Annotated in this window: 20 protein-coding genes and 1 tRNA gene; 12 read left to right on the top strand and 9 right to left on the bottom strand. The window is 59.7% G+C overall.

Annotated elements, in window-relative coordinates:
- The 3 genes from QN219_RS19070 to QN219_RS19060 form a co-directional block, all read left to right on the top strand.
- A partial coding sequence (locus tag QN219_RS19070; RefSeq protein WP_284001412.1) for a hypothetical protein occupies window positions 1–255 on the top strand: 255 nt, incomplete at its 5' end.
- Entirely contained in the window at window positions 212–1,711 is a 1,500-nt protein-coding gene (locus tag QN219_RS19065; protein ID WP_284001411.1) for a D-alanyl-D-alanine carboxypeptidase family protein, read from the top strand. The genes QN219_RS19070 and QN219_RS19065, both read left to right, overlap by 44 nt.
- A gap of 77 nt (window positions 1,712–1,788) precedes the next feature.
- Window positions 1,789–2,058, top strand: coding sequence for a hypothetical protein (locus tag QN219_RS19060; protein WP_284001410.1), 270 nt, complete (start codon window positions 1,789–1,791; stop codon window positions 2,056–2,058).
- Window positions 2,059–2,098: 40 nt separating this feature from the next.
- Here the strand turns inward: QN219_RS19060 and QN219_RS19055 are convergent, their stop codons facing one another.
- Together QN219_RS19055 and QN219_RS19050 are read right to left on the bottom strand one after the other, a co-directional pair.
- Window positions 2,099–2,536 carry a DUF1489 family protein gene (locus QN219_RS19055; protein WP_284001409.1) on the bottom strand — a complete coding sequence of 146 codons (438 nt, stop codon included), beginning with the start codon at window positions 2,534–2,536 and terminating at the stop codon, window positions 2,099–2,101.
- Window positions 2,537–2,699: 163 nt separating this feature from the next.
- Window positions 2,700–4,100, bottom strand: coding sequence for an L-serine ammonia-lyase (locus QN219_RS19050; RefSeq protein WP_284001591.1), 1,401 nt, complete (start codon window positions 4,098–4,100; stop codon window positions 2,700–2,702).
- A 693-nt stretch (window positions 4,101–4,793) separates the two neighbouring features.
- Here QN219_RS19050 and QN219_RS19045 point away from each other — a divergent pair.
- From QN219_RS19045 to QN219_RS19035, 3 genes are all read left to right on the top strand, one after another.
- Window positions 4,794–5,498 (top strand): DUF599 domain-containing protein, encoded by a 705-nt coding sequence (locus QN219_RS19045; protein ID WP_284001408.1) that lies wholly within the window; start codon window positions 4,794–4,796, stop codon window positions 5,496–5,498.
- Between the two features lie 207 nt (window positions 5,499–5,705).
- Complete coding sequence (locus QN219_RS19040) at window positions 5,706–6,722, top strand: DUF1624 domain-containing protein (protein WP_284001407.1); 1,017 nt, start codon at window positions 5,706–5,708, stop codon at window positions 6,720–6,722.
- Between the two features lie 3 nt (window positions 6,723–6,725).
- Window positions 6,726–7,199, top strand: coding sequence for an isoprenylcysteine carboxylmethyltransferase family protein (locus tag QN219_RS19035; protein ID WP_284001406.1), 474 nt, complete (start codon window positions 6,726–6,728; stop codon window positions 7,197–7,199).
- Between the two features lie 115 nt (window positions 7,200–7,314).
- On the opposite strand, the gene QN219_RS19030 is transcribed toward QN219_RS19035, so the two are convergent.
- Together QN219_RS19030 and mgtE are read right to left on the bottom strand one after the other, a co-directional pair.
- Window positions 7,315–7,701, bottom strand: coding sequence for a MerR family DNA-binding transcriptional regulator (locus QN219_RS19030; protein ID WP_136504391.1), 387 nt, complete (start codon window positions 7,699–7,701; stop codon window positions 7,315–7,317).
- A gap of 73 nt (window positions 7,702–7,774) precedes the next feature.
- Window positions 7,775–9,196, bottom strand: a complete 1,422-nt coding sequence (gene mgtE / locus QN219_RS19025) for a magnesium transporter (protein ID WP_284001405.1) — start codon at window positions 9,194–9,196, stop codon at window positions 7,775–7,777.
- Window positions 9,197–9,559: 363 nt separating this feature from the next.
- On the opposite strand from mgtE, the gene QN219_RS19020 reads away from it, so the two are divergent.
- From QN219_RS19020 to QN219_RS19010, 3 genes are all read left to right on the top strand, one after another.
- On the top strand, window positions 9,560–10,063 hold the full coding sequence (locus tag QN219_RS19020; protein WP_284001404.1) for a peptide deformylase: 504 nt from the start codon (window positions 9,560–9,562) through the stop codon (window positions 10,061–10,063).
- Window positions 10,064–10,125: 62 nt separating this feature from the next.
- Entirely contained in the window at window positions 10,126–10,389 is a 264-nt protein-coding gene (locus QN219_RS19015; RefSeq protein ID WP_269276309.1) for a hypothetical protein, read from the top strand.
- Between the two features lie 102 nt (window positions 10,390–10,491).
- Window positions 10,492–10,863 (top strand): hypothetical protein, encoded by a 372-nt coding sequence (locus tag QN219_RS19010; RefSeq protein ID WP_173512641.1) that lies wholly within the window; start codon window positions 10,492–10,494, stop codon window positions 10,861–10,863.
- A 214-nt stretch (window positions 10,864–11,077) separates the two neighbouring features.
- Here the strand turns inward: QN219_RS19010 and QN219_RS19005 are convergent, their stop codons facing one another.
- From QN219_RS19005 to QN219_RS18990, 4 genes are all read right to left on the bottom strand, one after another.
- Window positions 11,078–12,628, bottom strand: coding sequence for a SpoVR family protein (locus tag QN219_RS19005; RefSeq protein WP_284001402.1), 1,551 nt, complete (start codon window positions 12,626–12,628; stop codon window positions 11,078–11,080).
- A gap of 13 nt (window positions 12,629–12,641) precedes the next feature.
- Window positions 12,642–13,958 (bottom strand): YeaH/YhbH family protein, encoded by a 1,317-nt coding sequence (locus QN219_RS19000; RefSeq protein WP_284001401.1) that lies wholly within the window; start codon window positions 13,956–13,958, stop codon window positions 12,642–12,644.
- A 22-nt stretch (window positions 13,959–13,980) separates the two neighbouring features.
- On the bottom strand, window positions 13,981–15,930 hold the full coding sequence (locus tag QN219_RS18995) for a PrkA family serine protein kinase (RefSeq protein ID WP_284001400.1): 1,950 nt from the start codon (window positions 15,928–15,930) through the stop codon (window positions 13,981–13,983).
- 777 nt (window positions 15,931–16,707) lie between these two features.
- Window positions 16,708–16,792: transfer RNA gene (locus QN219_RS18990), tRNA-Leu, on the bottom strand.
- A gap of 193 nt (window positions 16,793–16,985) precedes the next feature.
- Here QN219_RS18990 and lipB point away from each other — a divergent pair.
- Complete coding sequence (gene lipB / locus QN219_RS18985; protein WP_284001399.1) at window positions 16,986–17,705, top strand: lipoyl(octanoyl) transferase LipB; 720 nt, start codon at window positions 16,986–16,988, stop codon at window positions 17,703–17,705.
- Between the two features lie 45 nt (window positions 17,706–17,750).
- On the opposite strand, the gene QN219_RS18980 is transcribed toward lipB, so the two are convergent.
- Complete coding sequence (locus tag QN219_RS18980; RefSeq protein ID WP_284001398.1) at window positions 17,751–18,689, bottom strand: DMT family transporter; 939 nt, start codon at window positions 18,687–18,689, stop codon at window positions 17,751–17,753.
- A 224-nt stretch (window positions 18,690–18,913) separates the two neighbouring features.
- Between QN219_RS18980 and QN219_RS18975 the strand changes: the two genes are divergently transcribed.
- Together QN219_RS18975 and QN219_RS18970 are read left to right on the top strand one after the other, a co-directional pair.
- Window positions 18,914–19,321: a helix-turn-helix domain-containing protein gene (locus QN219_RS18975; protein ID WP_284001397.1), complete on the top strand. Its 408-nt coding sequence runs from the start codon at window positions 18,914–18,916 to the stop codon at window positions 19,319–19,321.
- 146 nt (window positions 19,322–19,467) lie between these two features.
- On the top strand, window positions 19,468–19,729 hold a 262-nt coding region (locus QN219_RS18970; RefSeq protein ID WP_284001396.1), incomplete at its 3' end, for an alcohol dehydrogenase catalytic domain-containing protein.

Raw genomic sequence — 19,729 nt, 5'->3', positions numbered from 1 at the left:
CCTTCGTCCGCAGCCGGCTCGCGCCCTGATTTTGTCCAAGAGTCGTGGTGCAGCGAAGCGCCGACCATCTTGGTCGACCGGGTGCCGTTCCCGAACAAAACGGGCCACCCCGGGAAACCAATCATTCATCATAAACCGATTGGTAACGCTATCCCGATACTGTCGCAGGAACGGTCGTTCCCGGCGACGGCGTCCGGACGGCACCCATTACATGAGAATGAAGAGCAGCGTAGTGTCTCAATCCGTTTTTTTTGATATCGCGAAACGCCCGCTTCGGGTCTTTTCAAAAATCGCAGGACGGATTGTCCTCGCCGGCGCCATTGCCGTATTGGCTCTCTCCGCCCCGGCAAATGCCAATCCGAAATACGCCGGCATCGTCGTCGACGCGAAGACCGGCAAGGTGCTTTACGGCGAAGACGCCGACGAGTTGCGCTACCCGGCTTCTCTGACCAAGATGATGACGCTGTATCTGACGTTCGAAGCTCTCGAAGCAGGACGGATCAGCAAATCCACACCGGTTCCATTCTCCAAGAACGCTTCGGCAGAACCGCCGTCGAAACTGGGCGTCAGAGCCGGTCGGTCTATCACCGTCGAGCAGGCGATCCTCTCTCTCGTGACGCGCTCCGCCAATGACGCCGCCACGGCGCTGGGCGAACTCCTGGGCGGTTCGGAACAACGGTTTGCCCGGATGATGACCAACAAGGCGCGCGCGCTCGGCATGACGCGCACGACCTATCGCAACGCCAACGGCCTGCCGAACACCGAGCAGAAGACGACGGCGCGCGATCAGGCGCGGCTCGGCCTCGCCCTGCGGCAGCACTTTCCGCAGTATTACGACTATTTCTCAACGCGTAGTTTCCGTTTCGGCAAGCAGACGATCGGCAATCATAACCGGTTGCTGGGCAATGTCCGCGGTGTCGACGGCATCAAGACCGGCTATACTCGTGCGTCCGGTTTCAATCTGGTGACCTCGGCACAGCTCGACGGTCGCAGCATCATCGCCGTCGTCCTCGGCGGAACGTCCGGTGGTTCCCGCGACGCCCAGATGCGCAAGCTCGTCGCCAAATACATGCCCGCAGCCTCGCGCCGTGGCGGGGGTAATCTGATTGCGCAAGCGCCGATCGCCGAACCGCCAGCGGCACCAGTCGCAGCCGTCGCGCAGGCTGAGGTCCAGTCCGCGGCAGCGCCCGTCGCGGTCGCCTCGGCTGCCATGAATTTGCCCAACACCGGCCCGGTTCCGGATTTCCGCTACAATGGCGAAAATTCAAAACCTGTGGAAATGGCCTACGCAGCAACGAAGCCGGCGTCCGACAATCCGGTGCTTTCGGGCAAGATCGCGCCGAACACGCTCGAAGCGCAAAGCGCAAAGCTCGCGGCACAGCCGGCCGATGCCGACGTCGATACCCAGATCACCAACTCGGTTGCCGCCAAGGCTGAGGCTCAGCCGGAAGCAGAGGCGCAACCGGAGGGTTGGGTGATCCAGATCGGCGCGACACCCGACAAGGCGCAAGCGATGACGCTTCTCGGCAATGCCAAGGAGAAGGGCGGCAAGGCACTGCGCAACGCGACGCCATTTACCGTCGCCTTCAGCAACGGCGGCGGCCAGCTTTACCGCGCACGCTTCGGCGGCTTCGACGATCAGGACAAGGCCGTCAATGCATGCAAGGCCCTGAAGAAGAAGGGTTTCGCTTGCTGGGCGAGCCAGCAGTAACAAACGCGACTTTCTGACGGCCGAGTGTGTTTTGCCGGCCGTCTTCCTCGGATTTGTAAAGCGTAACGAGGTTGGTCATGGCAGTGAACGAGAACGTTCCCGGTGTTACCGTGATGCCGGGAAAGAAAACTAAATCTTCGCGCATTGGTCTGCATCCGCTGCATGAAGCGGCCATGCGCATCGCCGACTTGGGGCTGAACCGGTCGAAAGCGAAGACACGCGATCTCGTCGGCATGCTTTTGACGCATGGTGCGCGCGCATGGCGCTCGACCCAGCCCCGCGCCGGTATTCACCTGCACGTGTCCGCGCCGGGCCGCCGCCATCCCCTCCGATTGCGCATCCATTGATTCCGAGAATTGTCGGGAGCGGCGCTCCGCCCGCTTTCGCCTAGAGAAGGCCGAGTTCCGCCAGTTCACGCCGCAATTCCAGCGGCATGTCCGCCTCGCCGGAGGAGAGCGAAGCGAGGTCGCGCGGCGACTCCTTGTCCTTTAGATAGCGCCATCCCTGAAACGCGCGGCGCGGCTGAAGTTCGGTCTCCACCACTTCCGGCCCGAGGATAAGGTTGCAACGGCCTATGCCGTCGCTGTCGGTGAAGGTCTCAATGCCGATCAAGGACTGCCGCGCCTGCACATGTCCTTTGATCACCCAGTAGAGCGATCCGCCGGCAAGGAGTTCTTCGGTGCGTTTCGGAACCATCCGGGTCGTATGGAACGAGTGAGGCTCCTGCCCGGCCGCAATCGCGGCAAGCGCCTTGCGCGACACCCATTCGCGCAAGTCCTCGACTGATTCTGCTCCGACGCAGAGCTTTATGAGATGCAACGCCATGAGAAACCTTGAACACCCGTCCGCCGGCCGCGGTCAAGCGCGCTGAACCTGTTCGTCCACAATAGCAACGCCCGTCCGGCACTCACCATCCTATGACGGGATTGGGGCGGAAAACCGCGTTGGGTCGCGGCTTACGCGTTCCCGCAACGCCCAGGCGGAAGCGTCAGCACTCGACGACATTCACCGCGAGACCGCCTGTGGAGGTTTCCTTGTATTTCTCGTTCATGTCGACGCCGGTCTGCCGCATGGTCTCGATACAGGCGTCGAGCGGCACGAAGTGTTTGCCGTCCCCCTTGAGGGCGAGCGATGCCGCGGTGACTGCCTTGACGGCACCAAGGGCGTTGCGCTCGATACAAGGCACCTGCACGAGGCCGGCGACAGGATCGCAGGTCATACCGAGATGGTGCTCGAGGGCGATCTCGGCGGCGTTCTCGATCTGCTCCGGGGTACCCCCCATCACCGCGGCCAAGCCGGCGGCCGCCATGGCCGAGGCCGAGCCGACTTCGCCCTGACAGCCTACCTCTGCGCCGGAGATCGAGGCATTGTGCTTGATGATGCCGCCGATCGCTGCAGCCGTCAGCAGATAGTCGCGGATACCCTCCTGATCGGCGTCGTCATGGAAATGCATGTAATAGCGGATGGTCGCCGGAACGACGCCCGCGGCACCATTCGTCGGCGACGTCACGACACGGCCACCGGCGGCGTTCTCCTCGTTGACCGCCATCGCGTAGACGCTCAGCCAGTCGTTTGCGAGCAGCGGGTTGGTCTTGTTGGAGCGCCACTCCTCCTGAAGCTTGTCATGGATCGAACGGGCCCGCCGGCGAACCTTCAGGCCGCCCGGCATGATGCCGTCCTGGCTCAAACCCCGGTCGATACAGCTCTTCATCGCCGCCCAAATGCGATCGAGGCCGGCGTCGAGCTCTTCCCTCGACATGGTGCATTCCTCATTCGCCCGCTTCATCTGGGCGATGGTGAGCCCCGACCGTGCGGCCATATCGAGCATCTGCTGCGCCGTCGCGAAGGGATAAGGCACCTTTACGCCCCCCGGCTTATTCTTGGCGGCCCGCATCGCCTCGAGCTCCGTGTCGGTCACGACGAAGCCACCACCGATCGAATAGTAGATTCGCTTCAAGAGCAGCCGTCCGTCGCGATCGAAGGCCGAGAAGGACATGCCGTTGGCATGGCCGGGCAAAGGCACTTTCTTGTCGAAGACGAGATCCGTTTTCGGCTGGAACGCGTAAGGCGGATGTCCGGCGGGCGTGATGCGGCCCGTGCGCTCCACCGTGTCGATGATCGTGTCCATGCTGTCGGGATCGACGAGATCCGGACGCTCGCCCATCAATCCAAGGATAACCGCGCGGCCGGTGCCATGGCCGATGCCCGTATGCGCCAGCGAACCATGCAGGCTGACCTTGACGGCGGCAACGCTCGCATGTGCCGGTCGCGGCCAGTCATCCGACAGGATGAGGTCGAGGAACCTGTTTGCCGCCGACATCGGTCCCATCGTGTGCGAGCTCGAAGGGCCGATGCCGATCTTGAAAACGTCGAAGACGGAAAGAAACATAAACTGCCTGTCCTGGAGCACGGAAACGCGGTCGGGCACGCCACCCGAAGCGCCAGCCGATGATTGCAAGGTCGACGCCCGCATCGGCTCCTCCTTGAGCGCCTGCGGTGTCAGTTGTCCATAGATATAGGATCAAACCCTAAGCCATCCTATGCCGATCGATCAGGCGACCGACCGACATCGGATCTTGTTCGTGCGACATGACGCAGAAGCTTGCTTACAGAAAGGCTGCGATCGAATCAAAACGACGCGGTCCTTGGGAAACCGCGTCGCTCTGACGAAATGTTTTGATCTCAAAGGCCGCCGAAAAGATAGGCCAGGACCAGAACGCCAGCGAAACCAGCTACGGCGCGAACAGTCACGCCCCAGCACGACTTCTGTATTGTATTGTCCATGATGTCTCCGAGTACTCAGCGGTCGGCGAGTACCGTATTCGCCACCCGCGCATGCGCCATGCATACTGAAGAATGTGTAAATGCGCAACGCCGAAATATGGCAAAATCGTGTCAAGACGACCCCCCGCAGTACACAACAGCGCGGGAACATCAGCGCTTTTCCAGCGCCAAGCGCGCCGCTTGCACCCAGTTTCCTTGCGAATTCGCCGCAATTGCGGCGTAATGATTAATCTCGCACGCGACTGTGTGCCGGGGTGCCGACCTTGCATTTTCGAATAGCCATGCCAAAAACGCATGCATGACCTTCGAAGATTACATCGCACTTGCCATCTTCGTCTTGCTGTGGGGCGGTTTCAGCTGGGCAACCGACGGCCGACGCAATTTCAAGCGTGTCAGCCTGACCCGGCTGATGAACGAAAACCGGCGGCGATGGATCCGCAACTCGCTCAATCGCGATCTGAAGATGATAGACACGCAGATCATCGCCGGGTTGCAGGCGGGCACCGCCTTTTTTGCCTCGACCACCATCTTTGCGCTCGGCGGCTGCTTTGCGCTGCTTGGCGCGACCGAACAGGTGCAGATGATCTTCAACGACCTTCCGCAGGTCTTTCGCGGCGGAAGGACGGGCTTCGAACTGAAGGTCGGCGGGCTGACCTGCCTCTTCGGCTACTCCTTCTTCCAATTCGGCTGGTCCTATCGCCTGTTCAACTATTGCTCCATCCTGATGGGCGGCATTCCGATGACGGCGGAAATGACGCGCGACCGGCAGGCGGCCGAGAGGGCCGCGGAACGTGCAATTCGCCTGAACATCCTGGCGGCCAAGCATTTCAATGCGGGATTGAGAGCGATCTTTCTGTCGATCGGTTATCTCGGCTGGTTCATCAGCCCCTATGTGTTCATCATTCTCACCAGCTTCGTCATCTTCGTACTAACGCGCCGGCAGTTCTTTTCCGAGGCGAGAACCGCGCTCATCGAGGATGCTCACGAGGCTCTCAAGCACTAAGATCCGCACTACCGCATGTTCCTTTAGTCGTGGCCGATTTAAGGTTGAAAACATGCAGCAATTCAAAGTGCGGCGTTCTTTGCGCATCTAGTAAGACGTGCGGCGCCGTAGGCAAACAAGCGCTGCTCCTCTGTGCGAAGAGCATTCGCGCGTGGCCGGCGCAAGCCAGACATGCGACCTTATCGCGAAACAGGATGGCCAGAGCCGATGTCCGAGAACACAGCAACGACGATCACCGACACGCAACGCTCCTCGTCAGGCGTGGACAAGCGTCGTCGGATTGCGCTTTTGGACGCGCTCCGGGGCCTGGCGCTCGTTGCCATGGCGATCTATCACTTCGTCTGGGATCTCGAATTCTTCGGCTATGTGGCGGCGGGCACCGCGGGTACCGGCGGCTGGCGACTTTTCGCCCGGCTGATCGCAAGCAGTTTCCTGTTCCTGGCGGGCTACGGCCTGGTGCTCGGCCAGCGCCCGCATTTTCGCCCAGGCGCCTTCGCTCGCCGCTTCGTGAAGATCGCCGGCGCGGCGACGCTGATCAGCATTGCGACCTGGTTCGCCATTCCGGAATCTTTCATCTTCTTCGGCATTCTTCACTCGATCGCGGCGGCGAGCCTCGTCGGCCTCCTGTTCCTGCCGCTTCCCGCGATCGTCGCCTTTCTGGCCGCTGCCGCCGCCTTCGCCGCGCCGATCTACCTGCGCTCGGCCATCTTCGATACGCCGCTGCTCTGGTGGGTTGGACTTTCCGAGACGGTCCCGCGCTCCAACGATTACGTGCCTCTCCTTCCCTGGCTCGCGCCCTTTCTGGTCGGCCTCGGAACGGCAAAGCTGCTTCACCCGCTGCTCATGAGCCGCGGGGTGTCCGCGGAATCGCAAGAAAGCCGGAGCAACCTGTGGATCAAGCCGCTCGCTTTCGGCGGGCGTCACAGTCTGGCCGTATACCTCGTACACCAGCCGCTGCTTATCGGCCTCGTCTACCTCTTTGCCCAGATTGCACCCGCCGCACCACCGGACCCGGCACAAGCTTACCGCGCGAATTGCGTGGCGGCCTGCAACCGCGGAGATCCCGCCGCGCCATGCGAAGCCTTCTGCGGCTGCACACTCGACCGGCTGAAAGAACAGAGCCTTTTCGAGGACTTAAACATGGGCAAGATCGACGTGAACACGGATGAACGCATTGCGCGAATCGCCCGTCAATGCACAATGGACGTGCAATCAGGGGACTAGGACATGAATGCCTATCGTGCCAAGCCGCTGAGTTTCCCATGGCCGCCCGTGCTCTATGGCGCGGCTGCTCTGGCTGCACTGGTTTTCAACCATTTTCTCCCGATCCCGGTGGCGAATGGGCCCGGTTGGTTCGCATGGCTGGTCGGAGGCACATTGATCTTTGCGGCGATCTCCATCGACCTCTGGGCTGTCAAGATGCTGCTCGACCGGCGCACCGCCATCCTGCCGACACGATGCGCTACCTGCCTCGTCACGTGCGGACCTTTCCGCTTTACCCGCAACCCGATTTATCTCGGCTACACACTGCTGATCGTCGGCATCGGACTGGTTACGGCCAATCCATGGTTCTTTATCGCGGCAGTCACGGCTGTGGCGCTGACGACCCTTTTTGTCATCCGCAATGAAGAGCAGCATTTGCTGTCGCGCTTCGGCTTCGAATTCGAACGGTATTGCCGTCACACCACCCGGTGGATTTGAAATCTGGTCAACAAAAAAGGTGGCGCGAGGCCACCTCTTGAATGATCTAACTCTTTGAACCTACGCAATTCCGGACGGAAAACCGTTATACACTTTTCCCGGAATTGCTCTGGCCTCAAGTGCCGACGCCGATCTCCGCGAGACGCGTCAGGCAGGCTTCCTCGACATTGTCGAGCTCGGCAAGCGTGTCGTCGATATCCTTACGTTTCTGCCGCAACTCCTCGCGTTTTTCCTCAACGCGCGTCATCAAGAGCTGCAGTTGGCCCATCTCGCCCGGCGGATCCTTGTAGACCTGAATGATCTCCCGGATTTCGGCAATGGTGAAGCCGATCCGCCGGCCGCGCAGGATTTCCTTGATGAGGTGACGGTCCGCCGGTCGAAACAGCCGCGTACGGCCGCGACGTTCCGGATGAATAAGGCCCTCGTCCTCGTAGAAGCGCAGCGTTCGGGTCGAGATGCCGAATTCCCGTGTCAACTCAGTGATGCTATAGTATTTATTCACGCCGCCGTCCCATCAAACTCCGAGGCGCCACTATCGTTGACTTTGACGTAAAAGTCAAACAACGCCGTGACTCTCACGTGACGTGGAACCACCAGGTGGCGATACCGAGAAAGCTGAAGAAGCCGGTGATGTCGGTGACCGCGGTGACGAAGACCGCCGAGGAAACGGCCGGATCGGCACCGGATTTTTCCAGAAGAAGCGGAATCATGATGCCGGCAAGGGCCGCGGCCATCATGTTGATCAGCATTGCCGTCGCGATAATGCCGCCGATATTTGGATCCTGAAACCACAGCCCCGCCACAAGACCGATGAACGTCCCGAAGATCATGCCATTCAGAAGTCCAACTCCGGCTTCGCGGCGAATGATCCTCGGTGCGTTGTGAATATCGAGGCCGCGCGTCGCAAGCGCCCGCACGGTCACGGTCATGGTCTGTGAGCCGGCGTTGCCGCCCATGCCGGCCACGATCGGCATCAGAATGGCCAAGGCCACAATCTGCTGGATGGTGGCGTCGAAAAGACCGATCACCGAGGCGGATATGCAGGCCGTCATCGAGTTGACGAAAAGCCACGGCACCCGCGAACGGGAGGCTTCGGCAACGGAATCGGACAACTCCTCGTCGCCGACGCCGCTCAGGCGCAGCAGGTCCTCCTCTGCCTCCTCCTGGATCACGTCAACCACATCGTCGATGGTCAACACGCCTACGAGCCGGCCGTTGTCATCGATGACGGCGGCCGACAGGAGGTCGTACTGCTCGAAGAGCTGGGCTGCCTCTTCCTGGTCCATCTCGGCGGGGACGGCATGGCTGGTGTCGCGCATAATGGCGTCGACCTTGATCGAGCGCTTGGTGCGCAGAACACGGTCGAGATCGACGGTTCCGAGGAGCTTGAAGGTCGGGTCGATGACGAAGATCTGCGTGAAACTGTCGGGAAGATCCTCGTCCTCGCGCATGTAGTCGATCGTCTGGCCCACGGTCCAGAACGGCGGCACCGCCACGAATTCCGTCTGCATCCGCCGGCCGGCGGTGCTTTCCGGATAGTCGAGAGAGCGACGCAGGCGAACGCGTTCGGTGAAGGGCAGCTTGGCGAGGATCTCTTCTTGATCCTCCTGATCCAGGTCTTCGAGAATGTAGACCGCGTCGTCGGAGTCCATCTCCCCGATCGCCTCGGCAATCTGTTCGTTAGGCAGATGTTCGACGATATCGAGACGGATGGCCTCGTCGACCTCGGTCAGCGCCGAGAGATCGAACTCCTTGCCGAGCAGCGAGACGAGCGCCAACCGTTGTTCCGGCTGGATAGCCTCGAGAAGATCGCCGAGCTCGGAGGCGTGAAGGCCGGCGACGTGCTGACGCAGGTAGATCGTATCGCGGTCCGCAATCGCGGCCCCTACATGCATCAGGAAATCGGAACGCACGGAGCCGTCGTCGGCATAGATATCCGAGCCGTCATAAGCGGTGATTTCTTCCGGACCGCGGTCGTCGTCGCCGATATTGCTCATGGAGCCGCCCTCGAAAAAACAAAGCCGCCCGAATCAATTGGGTCGAAGATCCCGAAAGGCGAGCGTGCCATTCCAATTGACTGCCGTGCCCTCACGAGCAAAACGGCGTCTTGCCTCGCTACAGCGCCCCGCTTTCCTCCTCGCAAAGTCGCTGTAACGCTTTGAATTACCGCGTGATTTTATCCTCGGATCGATTCCGACCCCGGAACTCATGCAGTAGCGCAAAGCTCCAGCTAGGTCCACAGCACAGAAGGTGCGAATGAAGAACAGGTGAAAGTTTTGTTCAAGCTGTTGCAAATGCATATGAAACTCGTAGATCAATCAGCCGAAACGGCAGATGACCGCCGAGACGAAGAGCGACGCATGGCTATTCTCCCCATCGTACGATTTCCGCATCCGGCACTCGCTACTGCGGCTGGAACCATCGAACATTTCGACGACGATCTTCGGCAACTCGCAACCGACCTTCTCGAGACGATGCGCGCCGCCCCGGGGATTGGCATTACCGCGAACCACGTCGGCGTTTTGCGACGGCTGACGGTGATCGAACTGGATCAGAAAAGCGGCGCGCGCACCTTCGTCAATCCTGAGATTATCTGGCGATCCGAGGATCTGATGCGGCATGCAGAAGGCAGCGTCTCGATGCCCGGTATCTCGGAGGAAGTCGAACGACCGCGCGCGGTACGGGTGCGCTTTCAATCGCTGTCTGGAGGAGCGCTCGAAGAATATGCCGAAGGACTGATGGCGATCTGCCTGCAGCACGAGATCGACCAGCTTTCCGGTATCTTCTGGACGCAGCGCCTTTCGCGGCTAAAACGCGAGCGCGCCATCAGGCGATTCGAAAAATCGACCAGAGGTGAGCGGTGATCCACAGTCCGATCAACTGAATGATTGCTTCCGCCGAAATCCGTTTCATCAAGGGATACAATATGAAAGTCCTGCGCCTGATACCCGTCTTTGCATTTGTGTTGGCTGGATGCACGGCTGCTTCACCTGATCTCGAACCCCTCCCCGGCAGCCTCACTTATGGCGAGAAGGCGGCATCGCGCAGAACGCAAGCAGCGCCCGGCACGATGATCCAGAACCGCTTCCTGCATCAGGGGACCATGGTCTTCGAAACCTATGAGGTTCAGGCGGACCATTCCTACAAGCTCGTTCGCCGCAGTGTCGCGGACACTTGGCCGCCTCGCTGAGGTCGAAGCGTTCGAGGACAAATCGGCAACGAGGTCGTTGCGGCCCGGAACATTTGTGATCGCCGTCTCGTTTTCCATTGATAGATCAGTGGAGATTATTCGATGACCAAGTACCTCGATGAACGCGGCGATCCGGTCTCGAAGACGCATGACGCGGACAGGGAGAAATTCTCGGCGCAGGAAACCAGGCAAGGCTCGCTCGGCGTCCGTGTCCTGGCAGTGCTGACCGGCGGGCTGTTTCTCGCCTTGCTGGCCTGGGGCGCTGTCGAACTCTGGGGCGAAATCAACGACAACGATCAGGCAACGCAAACGGAGCAAGTTCAACCTGCTCCATCGCCCGAACAAACCGGCAGCGTCCAGGCACCCGCCCCCGCCGACGGCCAAGAGGCGTCCCCGACCGACAGAGATCCGACCGCCGAGTCGGGAACCGGTGGACCATCGCAACAGATCTCACCCGACGGCACGGAGAAATGACGGGCCGTTGGGTGCCGTGATGCCGGAGTGATCATTCCTTCCCGGCTAGCAGGTTCATTGTTTCATCGTAACAATGAACCTGTTGAAACTGCGCAATCCCCGGAAAACCGTTCCACACAGTCGCGCGTCGTTTCAGACGCGACGGAGGAGCGTTCGGAATCGCTGTACGTCTGATCCTTAAATCGGCTCAGATTTAGGAAGCACGCAGTAGCGTCTAATCGGGATCCAGCGCCGTCGAGCATTCATAGAGCACGTCATCCGTTTCCGCGTCGATGCCGGCTAGACTGACGTCGTATCCCCAGAGATGGCGCACGTGACGAAGCGTGGCGTCGCGGCTCGCCTCATCAAGGAGTATGCCGTTCTTGACGTTGTGCTGCAGGCGAAGATGGCGGTCGCCCAGGAGGTCAACATCCACGACCTGGATATCCGACTGGTTCGCCGCGACATCATAGTTACGGGCAAGTGCAGTGCGGATGGTCTCGTAGCCGCGTTCATTGTGAATCGAGCCAACCTCGCAGTAATTGTCGCCAGCCTCGTCGGTCAGCAGGAACAGCCTGAACTTGCGGATCAGCGCAGGGCTCAGATATTGCAGAATGAAGGACTCGTCGCGGTGGTTTGCCCAAGCATCGATCAACGTCTCGCGCCATTTGCCGCTGCCGGCGATCTCGGGAAACCAGTCGCGATCTTCCGGTGTCGGATCGGTGCAGATGCGCTGGATGTCCTGCATCATGGCAAATCCCAGCGCATAGGGATTGATGCCGGGAAAGCGCGGATCGTCGAAAGAGGGCTGGAAGACCACGTTAGAGTGGCTGTGAAGAATTTCCAACATGGCGCCTTCACTGATCCTGCCCTGATCGAAGAGCCTGTTCATGATGGTGTAGTGGACGAAGGTCGCACATCCCTCGTTCATCACCTTCGTCTGCCGCTGTGGATAGAAGTACTGCGCGATGACGCGCACGATGCGGAGAAGCTCCCGCTGCCAGGGTTCAAGGATCAAACTGGTTTTTTCCAGGAAGTAGAGTAGATTTTCTTCCGGCAGGTTGAGCGCCTTTTTTCGCTCCGAGGCGTCGCGCTCGGCGGCTTCTTTGGTGCTTTCGCCGTCGGCTGAATGTGGAAGCGTTCTCCAAAGATCGCTGTAGGTCTGCTCCTCGTATTCCAGCCGCTCCCGGGCTCGCTCCCGCTCCTTCTCGGACGAAAGACGCGGCGGACGACGATAGCGGAAGACTCCCTGGTCCATGAGCGCGTGGGCGGAATCGAGAATGACCTCGACCTCGGACGTTCCGTAGCGCTCCTCGCACTTGGTGATATATTTCTTTGCAAACTCCATGTAGCTGAGGATGGCGCTGGCGTCTGTCCATTGCTGGAACAGGTAGTTGTTCTTGAAAAAGTGGTTATGGCCGAAGGCCGCGTGCGCCGTCACCAAGGCCTGCATGGCCATGGTGTTTTCCTCCATCAGATAGGTGATGCAGGGATTGGAGTTGATGACCAGCTCATAGGCGAGGCCGCGGCGGCCCTTGCGATAGAGATGTTCTTCGAAAACGAAACGCTTGCCGAAGGACCAGTGCTGGTACATCAGCGGCATCCCGACCGAAGAATAGGCATCGAGCATTTGCTCGGACGAGATGATCTCGAGCTGGTTCGGATAGACGTCGAGCTGCAGTTCATCGTTTGCGATCGTTTCGATCGCATCATAGGTGCGCGACAGCGTTTCGAAGTTCCAATCGGAACCATGAAACAGAAGGTTTGAGGCTGCGCCCTTGGCCATTCCGGTCGCCTTTTCAGTTGCGCAGTTGCATGGTTGGCTGTCTGGCGAAAAGCTTCCGGAAGACCGGATAGATGTCCGATGGTCTCGCTATCCGCGTCATCTGGAAATTCGACCATTCGCTGTCGACCGTGCGGTAGGCACGCCAGAGGGACGTACCGTTGTCGGTCGTACCGAAAATCTCCGTCTCGCGCTCATCTATGATTTCAACATAGGCATAATATTGGCAAAGGCGCATCACCTGCCGGTGGAGAAGGGAGACGCAAAGATCCGAATCCCCGGCGCTGTTCTCGCCGTCGGAGGCCTGAGCGGCATAGATGTTCCACTCCCGTGCCGGATAACGCTCCTCAATGATGCGGAGCATCTCCTCCAGAGCCGTGGAAACAACGGTGCCACCACTCTGTTTGCTGTAGAAAAAGGTATTTTCGTCAACCTCCCCTGCCTCATCCGTGTGACGAATGAAGACGATGTCTATCCGCTCGTAACGCCGTTTGAGGAAGAGATGCAGCAGGACGAAGAAGCGCTTGGCCAGGTCCTTCTCCCGCTCGCCCATCGAGGCTGAAACGTCCATGAGGCAAAACATCACGGCGCTTGCGTTCGGCAGCGGCTCGGGTTCGAAGCGATTGAAGCGGATATCGACGGGATCGACATAGGCAATGCGCCGACGGCGGCGCTCCAGCTTGTCCAATTCCTGGCGCAACGCCTCAATGCGCTTCTGGTGGATGCGACCGGCGTTCTGTTCCGCCTCCAGTTTGGCGATTTCTTCGGAGATTGCCGCCAGTTCCGCGCGCCGCGGCCGTCGCAGCGCGATGCGGCGACCATAGCTGTTGCGCATTGTGCGCCCCACATTGATGTTCGTGGGGGACCCGGATGTCGCGAAGCCGGCCCGACGCCGCTTGAACGCCACCGACTCTTTCAGATTGAGCTTCACCATGTCCGGAAGCTCAAGATCTTCGAAAAAGAGATCGAGGACCTCGTCGCGCGACAGCACGAACTGGAAATCGTCCTCGCTCTCACCGGTTCCCGCGCCGGAGCCTGAGGCACCGCCACGCGCACTTGGTTTCGGGATGCGATCGCCCGGCGAGAATTCATGATTGCCGGGCAGGATATATTGCCTCTCGCCGCTGTTTGGCGAAGGCTGGAAGGATGGTTCACTGACGCCGCGCTCGGGCATGGGTACACGGTGCTCGGCATCCACGTCGGCGATCTTGCCTGCTTTGATCTGCTCCTTGATCGTCCGTTTCAGCTCTTCCCGCGCCCGTTTCAGGAAACGCCGCCGGTTGCCGAGGCTCTTGTCCTTCGGGTTAAGACGGCGGTCGATGAAATTCGGCATTGGCAAACCCCCGTACGCATCTTCAGCCCGCCTTGTTCACTCGCATGTACCAGTCGACGAGCCGCCGAACCTGCCGTTCGGTATATCCGCGTTCAATCATGCGCTGGACGAACTCGGCATGCTGCTTCTCGGTTGCGCTGTCCTTCTTGGAACCGAAGCTGATGACTGGCAGCAGATCCTCGACCTGACCGAACATACGCTTTTCGATGACTTCGCGCAGCTTTTCATAACTCGTCCAGGAGGGATTGCGGCCGCTGTTCTTGGCGCGGGCACGCAATGTGAACTTCACGACCTCGTTGCGGAAGTCCTTCGGATTGGCGATACCCGCCGGCTTCTCGATCTGCGACAGCTCGCTATCGAGAACCTTCCGATTGAGGATCTGTCCGGTGTCGGGATCCTTGAAGTCCTGATCTTCAAGCCATGCATCAGCATAGGCGATATACCGGTCGAAAAGGTTCTGACCATATTCGCTATAGGATTCCAGATAGGCCTTCTGGATCTCGTGGCCTATGAACTCGGCATAGCGCGTGGCCAATTCCGACTTGATGAAGTCGAGATAGGCTGCCTCGGTTTCCTTGGGAAACTGCTCACGTTTGATCGCCTGCTCCATGATGTACATCAGATGCACGGGATCGGCAGCGACCTCCTTGGTGTCGTAGTTGAACGTCTCCGACAGCACCTTGAAGGCAAAACGGGTGCTGACGCCCGTCATGCCCTCGTCCACGCCGGCGGCGTCACGATATTCCTGTACCGATTTGGCCTTCGGATCGGTGTCCTTCAGGTTCTCGCCGTCATAGACCCGCATCTTCGTGTAAAGCGGTGAGTTCTCGTGTGGCGTGAGGCGGGTCGATACCGTGAACCGGCTCAGGCACTCCAGAACTTCCGGCGCGCAAGGATTGTCGACCAACTCGCTTTCACGAAGGAGCTTCTCGTAGATCAGCTTCTCTTCGGTGACGCGCAGGCAATAGGGCACCTTGACCACCAGGATGCGGTCGAGGAATGCCTCATTGTTCTTGTTGTTCTTGAACTGAAGCCACTCGGATTCGTTGGAATGCGCCAGCACGGTACCCTGGTAGGGAAACGCGCCGAAATTCTCGGTGCCGTTGTAGTTGCCCTCCTGCGTCGCTGTCAGCAACGGGTGGAGGACCTTGATCGGCGCCTTGAACATCTCCACGAATTCAAGCAGGCCCTGCGTGGTGCGGTTCAGCCCGCCGCTGTACGAATAGGCGTCCGGGTCGGCCTGGCTGTAGTTCTCGAGCTGGCGGATGTCGACCTTGCCGACGAGCGAGGAGACGTCCTGGTTATTTTCGTCGCCCGGCTCGGTCTTAGCGATTGCAATCTGACGTAGTCGGGACGGTACCAGTTTGACGACGCTGAATTTCGAGATGTCGCCGCCGACTTCGTCCAGCCGCTTGGCCGCCCAGGGCGAGATCAGCCCGGTGAGCCGCCGTCTGGCAATCCCGTACTTGTCCTCGAGAAGATCGGCCATGCGTTCCGGGTGGAACAGACCGAGCGGCGATTCGAACACGGGGCTGATCTTGCCGTTGACCATCAACGTATAGATCGGCCGCTGCTCCATCAGCTTCTTGAGGCGCTCCGCCAACGAAGACTTGCCTCCGCCGACCGGTCCCAGCAGGTAGAGAATTTGCTTGCGCTCTTCCAGTCCCTGGGCCGCATAGCGGAAATACCCGACAATGCGCTCGATCGTATCCTCCATGCCATAGAAGTCGGAGAATGAAGGATAGATCTTGATCGTTCGATTGGCGAAGATTCGGCCAAGACGCTCGTCCGCGCTCGTGTCGACGAGGGTCGGCTCTCCAATAGCTTCCACCATCCGCTCCTGCGCGGTGGCATACATACTCTTATCGTCGCGGCAGGCGAGGAGATATTCTTGCAGACTTATCTCTTCTTGCGCTGCGCTCGTATAGATCTCTGAAAAGAGATCGAAGACGTCAGATTCACTCCTTGTCATCATGCTCTCCCGCGGGAGGCCGGTTAACCGAGACGGGTTCGCTGCCTGTTGGCTCCCTGCTTACAGTGAACTGTTTCCTGCCTCCAAAGTTCCTTCAACACGTTGCGGTTTAGCCAGCGGATGCCGAAGCAGTGGCCAACGGTGAGCACCCGCCTTCTCGGTACGGCGCGCGGCGCTTTCCACAGGCGCAACGGGCACCGTAATACTTTGAATTGCTACAGATCTTATCCTAAAAGTCGAATCGGATATAAGAAATCATGCAGCAGGTTCGCCGCTCTGTCACCCCATCATATTGACCGCTTTTCACAATTCCGCGATGAGGATGGGGGATCGCATCCAGGCTCTACCGTCGTCTCCGGTTTTTGGACGGACGGCTGATCCTGCCGCGAAATGGTCCCGAAGAACCGCTGCGCGGGCGAGGCACAATTTCGCCGTCGTCTCCGTAGTCCGAATTCGGGCCGGACGAAAATTCTGCAGAGACCCCACGGCCAGATTCTGGCACAAGTGCGGCGGCGGCTCCATTTCGCTTGCTCGTTATAGCATGCGCCGGCGACGCCGCTCGATAGCTCTTCTAACAACACAATATGGCATTTTGGTCGCGGGTGCTACCGGAGGCATTTGTTTGGAGTTTCCGGCGTCGAAGTGCGGGTAATGTGTGCACATGCCCGCATTGCGCGACGCTGCGGGCACAACCGGCCGTCGCGTCACTGACAGCCAATCCCTAGAAATGAAAAACCCCGTAGAACCGGACGGTTACGGGGGCTTCTTAGTCTAATTTGGTGCGGTCGAGAAGACTCGAACTTCCACGGGTTGCCCCACAGCGACCTCAACGCTGCGCGTCTACCAATTCCGCCACGACCGCATCGTGGTAGGTGCCGATTGCGTCGGCGGGGGTGCATGTAGCAAAAGCATCTGGGGTGCACAAGGGCAAGACGACAGAAATTTGACGAGAAAAGAAACTATTTCAACAGCACCCTCGCGAAGTGTTGGAAATGCTGGACTCTTGGCGCGCGCCATCCCATTTACGGAGCCGGGAAAACCAGGAATACGGCCTCATGCAGCGCGACAATCTCAGCCAAAACATGTTCGCACCACCGGGTTCGCCGGCAGTGCGCTGGCGGATCGCCCCGTCCATCGTCGACTATCCACAGGCGGTCGAAATCATGGAACGGGAAGCCGCGGCGATCGCGGCCGGCGCAGCGGACGAATTGGTCTGGCTGGTCGAGCATCCGCCTCTTTATACGGCGGGCACCAGCGCCGATGCCTCCGACCTGGTGATGCCCGACCGCTTCCCTGTCTTTGCGAGTGGCCGAGGCGGCGAGTACACCTATCACGGTCCGGGCCAAAGAGTCGTCTATGTCATGCTTGACCTGAAACGGCGCCGGCAGGATGTGCGCGCCTTTGTCGCAGCGCTCGAGGCGGTCATTATTACCACGCTCGATTCGATGAATGTCAAAGGCGAACGCCGCGAAGACCGGGTCGGCGTCTGGGTGCGTCGTCCCGAAAAGCCGCTTCTGCCAGACGGATCCGGGGCCGAAGACAAGATTGCCGCGATCGGCATCCGGCTGCGCAAGTGGGTAAGCTTCCATGGCTTCGCGCTGAATGTCGATCCCGACCTCGATCATTTCGGCGGCATCGTTCCCTGCGGTATCCGGGGCTATGGGGTCACGAGCCTGGTCGATCTTGGTCTGCCCGTCATGATGCCGGACGTCGATATTCGACTAAGGGAGGCATTCGAAACGTTCTTCGGGCCGACACGCGCCGAAAGCGAGTGACACTCGATCTGCGGACCAGCAACCCGGACCGCCGGTCTGCGAGCCTCACGCCGACTTCCGCCTCTGCGCCTGGCGCTCTCGCCAGATAATGTACAGTCCGGATGCGACGATCACGAGAATACCGAGCCACTTCGACGGCGTCGGAAAGTCTTCAAAGACGATATAGCCGAGCGCCGTCGCAGAAACGATCTCGAAATAATGAAATGGTGCAAGCAGCGATATCGGTGCCGCCTGGAATGCCTTGACGACGAGGAGATGGCCCCAGCCGGAAATGGTCCCGAGAGCAACGACGAGCACCCAGCCAAGGGCCGATTGCGGCAGCGACGGTTCGAAATCGACGGCACCCATCCCATGGCCGAAGGCGATCATGGCTGCCATGAACAGCGTTCCCCCTATTCCGGCAACGGTCTGCATGGTCAGCGGTGGATCGGCGTTGCCGACCGCGCGGTTGAGGAAAAGATAGCAGGCAAAGAGGAAGGCGCAGGCGACCGGCAGCAGCGACGTCAGGCCGAAGATGGCAAAGCTCGGCTGGATGACGACCATTGCGCCGCCGAAACCGACCGCGATCGCCGACCATCGGCGCCATCCCACCTTCTCGCGCAGGATCAGCGCCGAAAGGCATGTCAGAATGAACGGTTCGACGAAGTAGATGGCGAACACGTCCGCGAGCGGCATGTATTTCACTGAAACGAAGAAAAAGAGCGCCGCAGCCGCGAGCAGCACCCCGCGAAGAATATTTGCCCAGAGCCGCTTTGGATAGAACGCCCGCACCCCGCCCGCCGAGAGCAACAACGGCGCCGTCGATACGAGTTGAAAGAAGAAGCGATAGAAGGTCACTTGGCCGGGCGACATGCCCTCATAGACCGCCATATATTTTGCAATGGCATCCATGCAGGGCAGGATGAGCATGGCGAAAAGCATGATCGCCACGCCCCGCATGACCGTATTGTGCGGCGCAGCGGCCGTTGGCACATATTCATTCATGGGCAGATTTCCAATATCGGGGCCGAACTTAACCCGTTTCGTCGAGGTTTCAACGCGCGACGGATCGTGAGCCGCATTTGACAGGGTTTTTGGCGTTTCGAGGTGGTCCGTCGACAGGGGAATGCCTATAAGCTCATTTCACTCTCGCCCCACAGCGGGAAGCCAGAGGCGCTTCCGGCAATCATCCGGGACCTTTGAACGTAACAGTGCCAAGGGAGAAAGCCATGCGCTTATCGACCGAAACCATGATCGCGCGTCTTCGCGAAACAGGAGACGGCGATACGCTTGGGGGACGTATCTGGAGGGCGCGTGACGCCGCGAACCTCTCGATGAAGGAACTGGCGGATCAGCTTGGCGTACGCTGCGAAACCGTGGCAGCGTGGGAACGCGATCGCGCCGAACCTCGTACCAACCGCCTCTTCATGTTGGCTGGCGTGCTGGGCGTCACTCCGGCCTGGCTGATTGCCGGCATCGGTCGCGCACCGGACGACGATGCAGCCGTTGCCTCGAAGGAAGCGCTTCGCGAGCAACTCGATCTCGTCAAGAAACTACACGCTCAGACCGGCGAGGCCATCGCGGCGCTGGAAGCGGAACTCGACCGTGTCCAGCAGACTATTCGCTCAAAAGGATGAATAAGGCTGAAGCGCGTTTTCCGCCCGTTTCCCATTTAACGTAGTAAAATAGCTTAAACCCGATTCCAGCTTATCGCAGCGATTGGCACCGCATCAACGATCGCAATCGCTGCCTGCAAGCATTTGCAATTCATGGGAGAAGAGACATGGACGTACGCGCCGCCGTCGCCACTGAGGCCGGCAAACCTCTGGAAATCATGACGGTTCAGCTCGAAGGTCCTCGGGCCGGCGAGGTGCTGGTCGAGGTCAAGGCGACCGGCATCTGCCACACCGATGATTTCACCTTGTCGGGCGCCGATCCGGAAGGGTTGTTCCCGGCGATCCTCGGCCATGAGGGCGCCGGCATCGTCGTCGATGTCGGCCCCGGCGTCACCAGCGTCAAGAAGGGCGACCATGTCATCCCGCTCT

Source organism: Sinorhizobium sp. 8-89, from assembly GCF_030124325.1.
In the GTDB taxonomy this organism is placed as follows: domain Bacteria; phylum Pseudomonadota; class Alphaproteobacteria; order Rhizobiales; family Rhizobiaceae; genus Sinorhizobium.
This window is presented reverse-complemented; position numbering and strand designations above follow the sequence as displayed.

What these genes read in the sequence shown, in the direction of transcription:
- QN219_RS19005 (WP_284001402.1), bottom strand. Translation starts at nt 12,628, where the DNA reads ATGGCCAAGGGCGCAGCCTCAAACCTTCTGTTTCATGGTTCCGATTGG.
- QN219_RS19065 (WP_284001411.1), top strand. Translation starts at nt 212, where the DNA reads ATGAGAATGAAGAGCAGCGTAGTGTCTCAATCCGTTTTTTTTGATATC.
- QN219_RS19045 (WP_284001408.1), top strand. Translation starts at nt 4,794, where the DNA reads ATGACCTTCGAAGATTACATCGCACTTGCCATCTTCGTCTTGCTGTGG.
- QN219_RS19060 (WP_284001410.1), top strand. Translation starts at nt 1,789, where the DNA reads ATGGCAGTGAACGAGAACGTTCCCGGTGTTACCGTGATGCCGGGAAAG.
- QN219_RS19015 (WP_269276309.1), top strand. Translation starts at nt 10,126, where the DNA reads ATGAAAGTCCTGCGCCTGATACCCGTCTTTGCATTTGTGTTGGCTGGA.
- QN219_RS19020 (WP_284001404.1), top strand. Translation starts at nt 9,560, where the DNA reads ATGGCTATTCTCCCCATCGTACGATTTCCGCATCCGGCACTCGCTACT.
- QN219_RS18975 (WP_284001397.1), top strand. Translation starts at nt 18,914, where the DNA reads ATGCGCTTATCGACCGAAACCATGATCGCGCGTCTTCGCGAAACAGGA.
- QN219_RS19035 (WP_284001406.1), top strand. Translation starts at nt 6,726, where the DNA reads ATGAATGCCTATCGTGCCAAGCCGCTGAGTTTCCCATGGCCGCCCGTG.
- QN219_RS19000 (WP_284001401.1), bottom strand. Translation starts at nt 13,958, where the DNA reads ATGCCGAATTTCATCGACCGCCGTCTTAACCCGAAGGACAAGAGCCTC.
- QN219_RS19040 (WP_284001407.1), top strand. Translation starts at nt 5,706, where the DNA reads ATGTCCGAGAACACAGCAACGACGATCACCGACACGCAACGCTCCTCG.
- mgtE (WP_284001405.1), bottom strand. Translation starts at nt 9,196, where the DNA reads ATGAGCAATATCGGCGACGACGACCGCGGTCCGGAAGAAATCACCGCT.
- lipB (WP_284001399.1), top strand. Translation starts at nt 16,986, where the DNA reads ATGCAGCGCGACAATCTCAGCCAAAACATGTTCGCACCACCGGGTTCG.
- QN219_RS18995 (WP_284001400.1), bottom strand. Translation starts at nt 15,930, where the DNA reads ATGACAAGGAGTGAATCTGACGTCTTCGATCTCTTTTCAGAGATCTAT.
- QN219_RS19055 (WP_284001409.1), bottom strand. Translation starts at nt 2,536, where the DNA reads ATGGCGTTGCATCTCATAAAGCTCTGCGTCGGAGCAGAATCAGTCGAG.
- QN219_RS19050 (WP_284001591.1), bottom strand. Translation starts at nt 4,100, where the DNA reads ATGTTTCTTTCCGTCTTCGACGTTTTCAAGATCGGCATCGGCCCTTCG.
- QN219_RS18980 (WP_284001398.1), bottom strand. Translation starts at nt 18,689, where the DNA reads ATGAATGAATATGTGCCAACGGCCGCTGCGCCGCACAATACGGTCATG.
- QN219_RS19010 (WP_173512641.1), top strand. Translation starts at nt 10,492, where the DNA reads ATGACCAAGTACCTCGATGAACGCGGCGATCCGGTCTCGAAGACGCAT.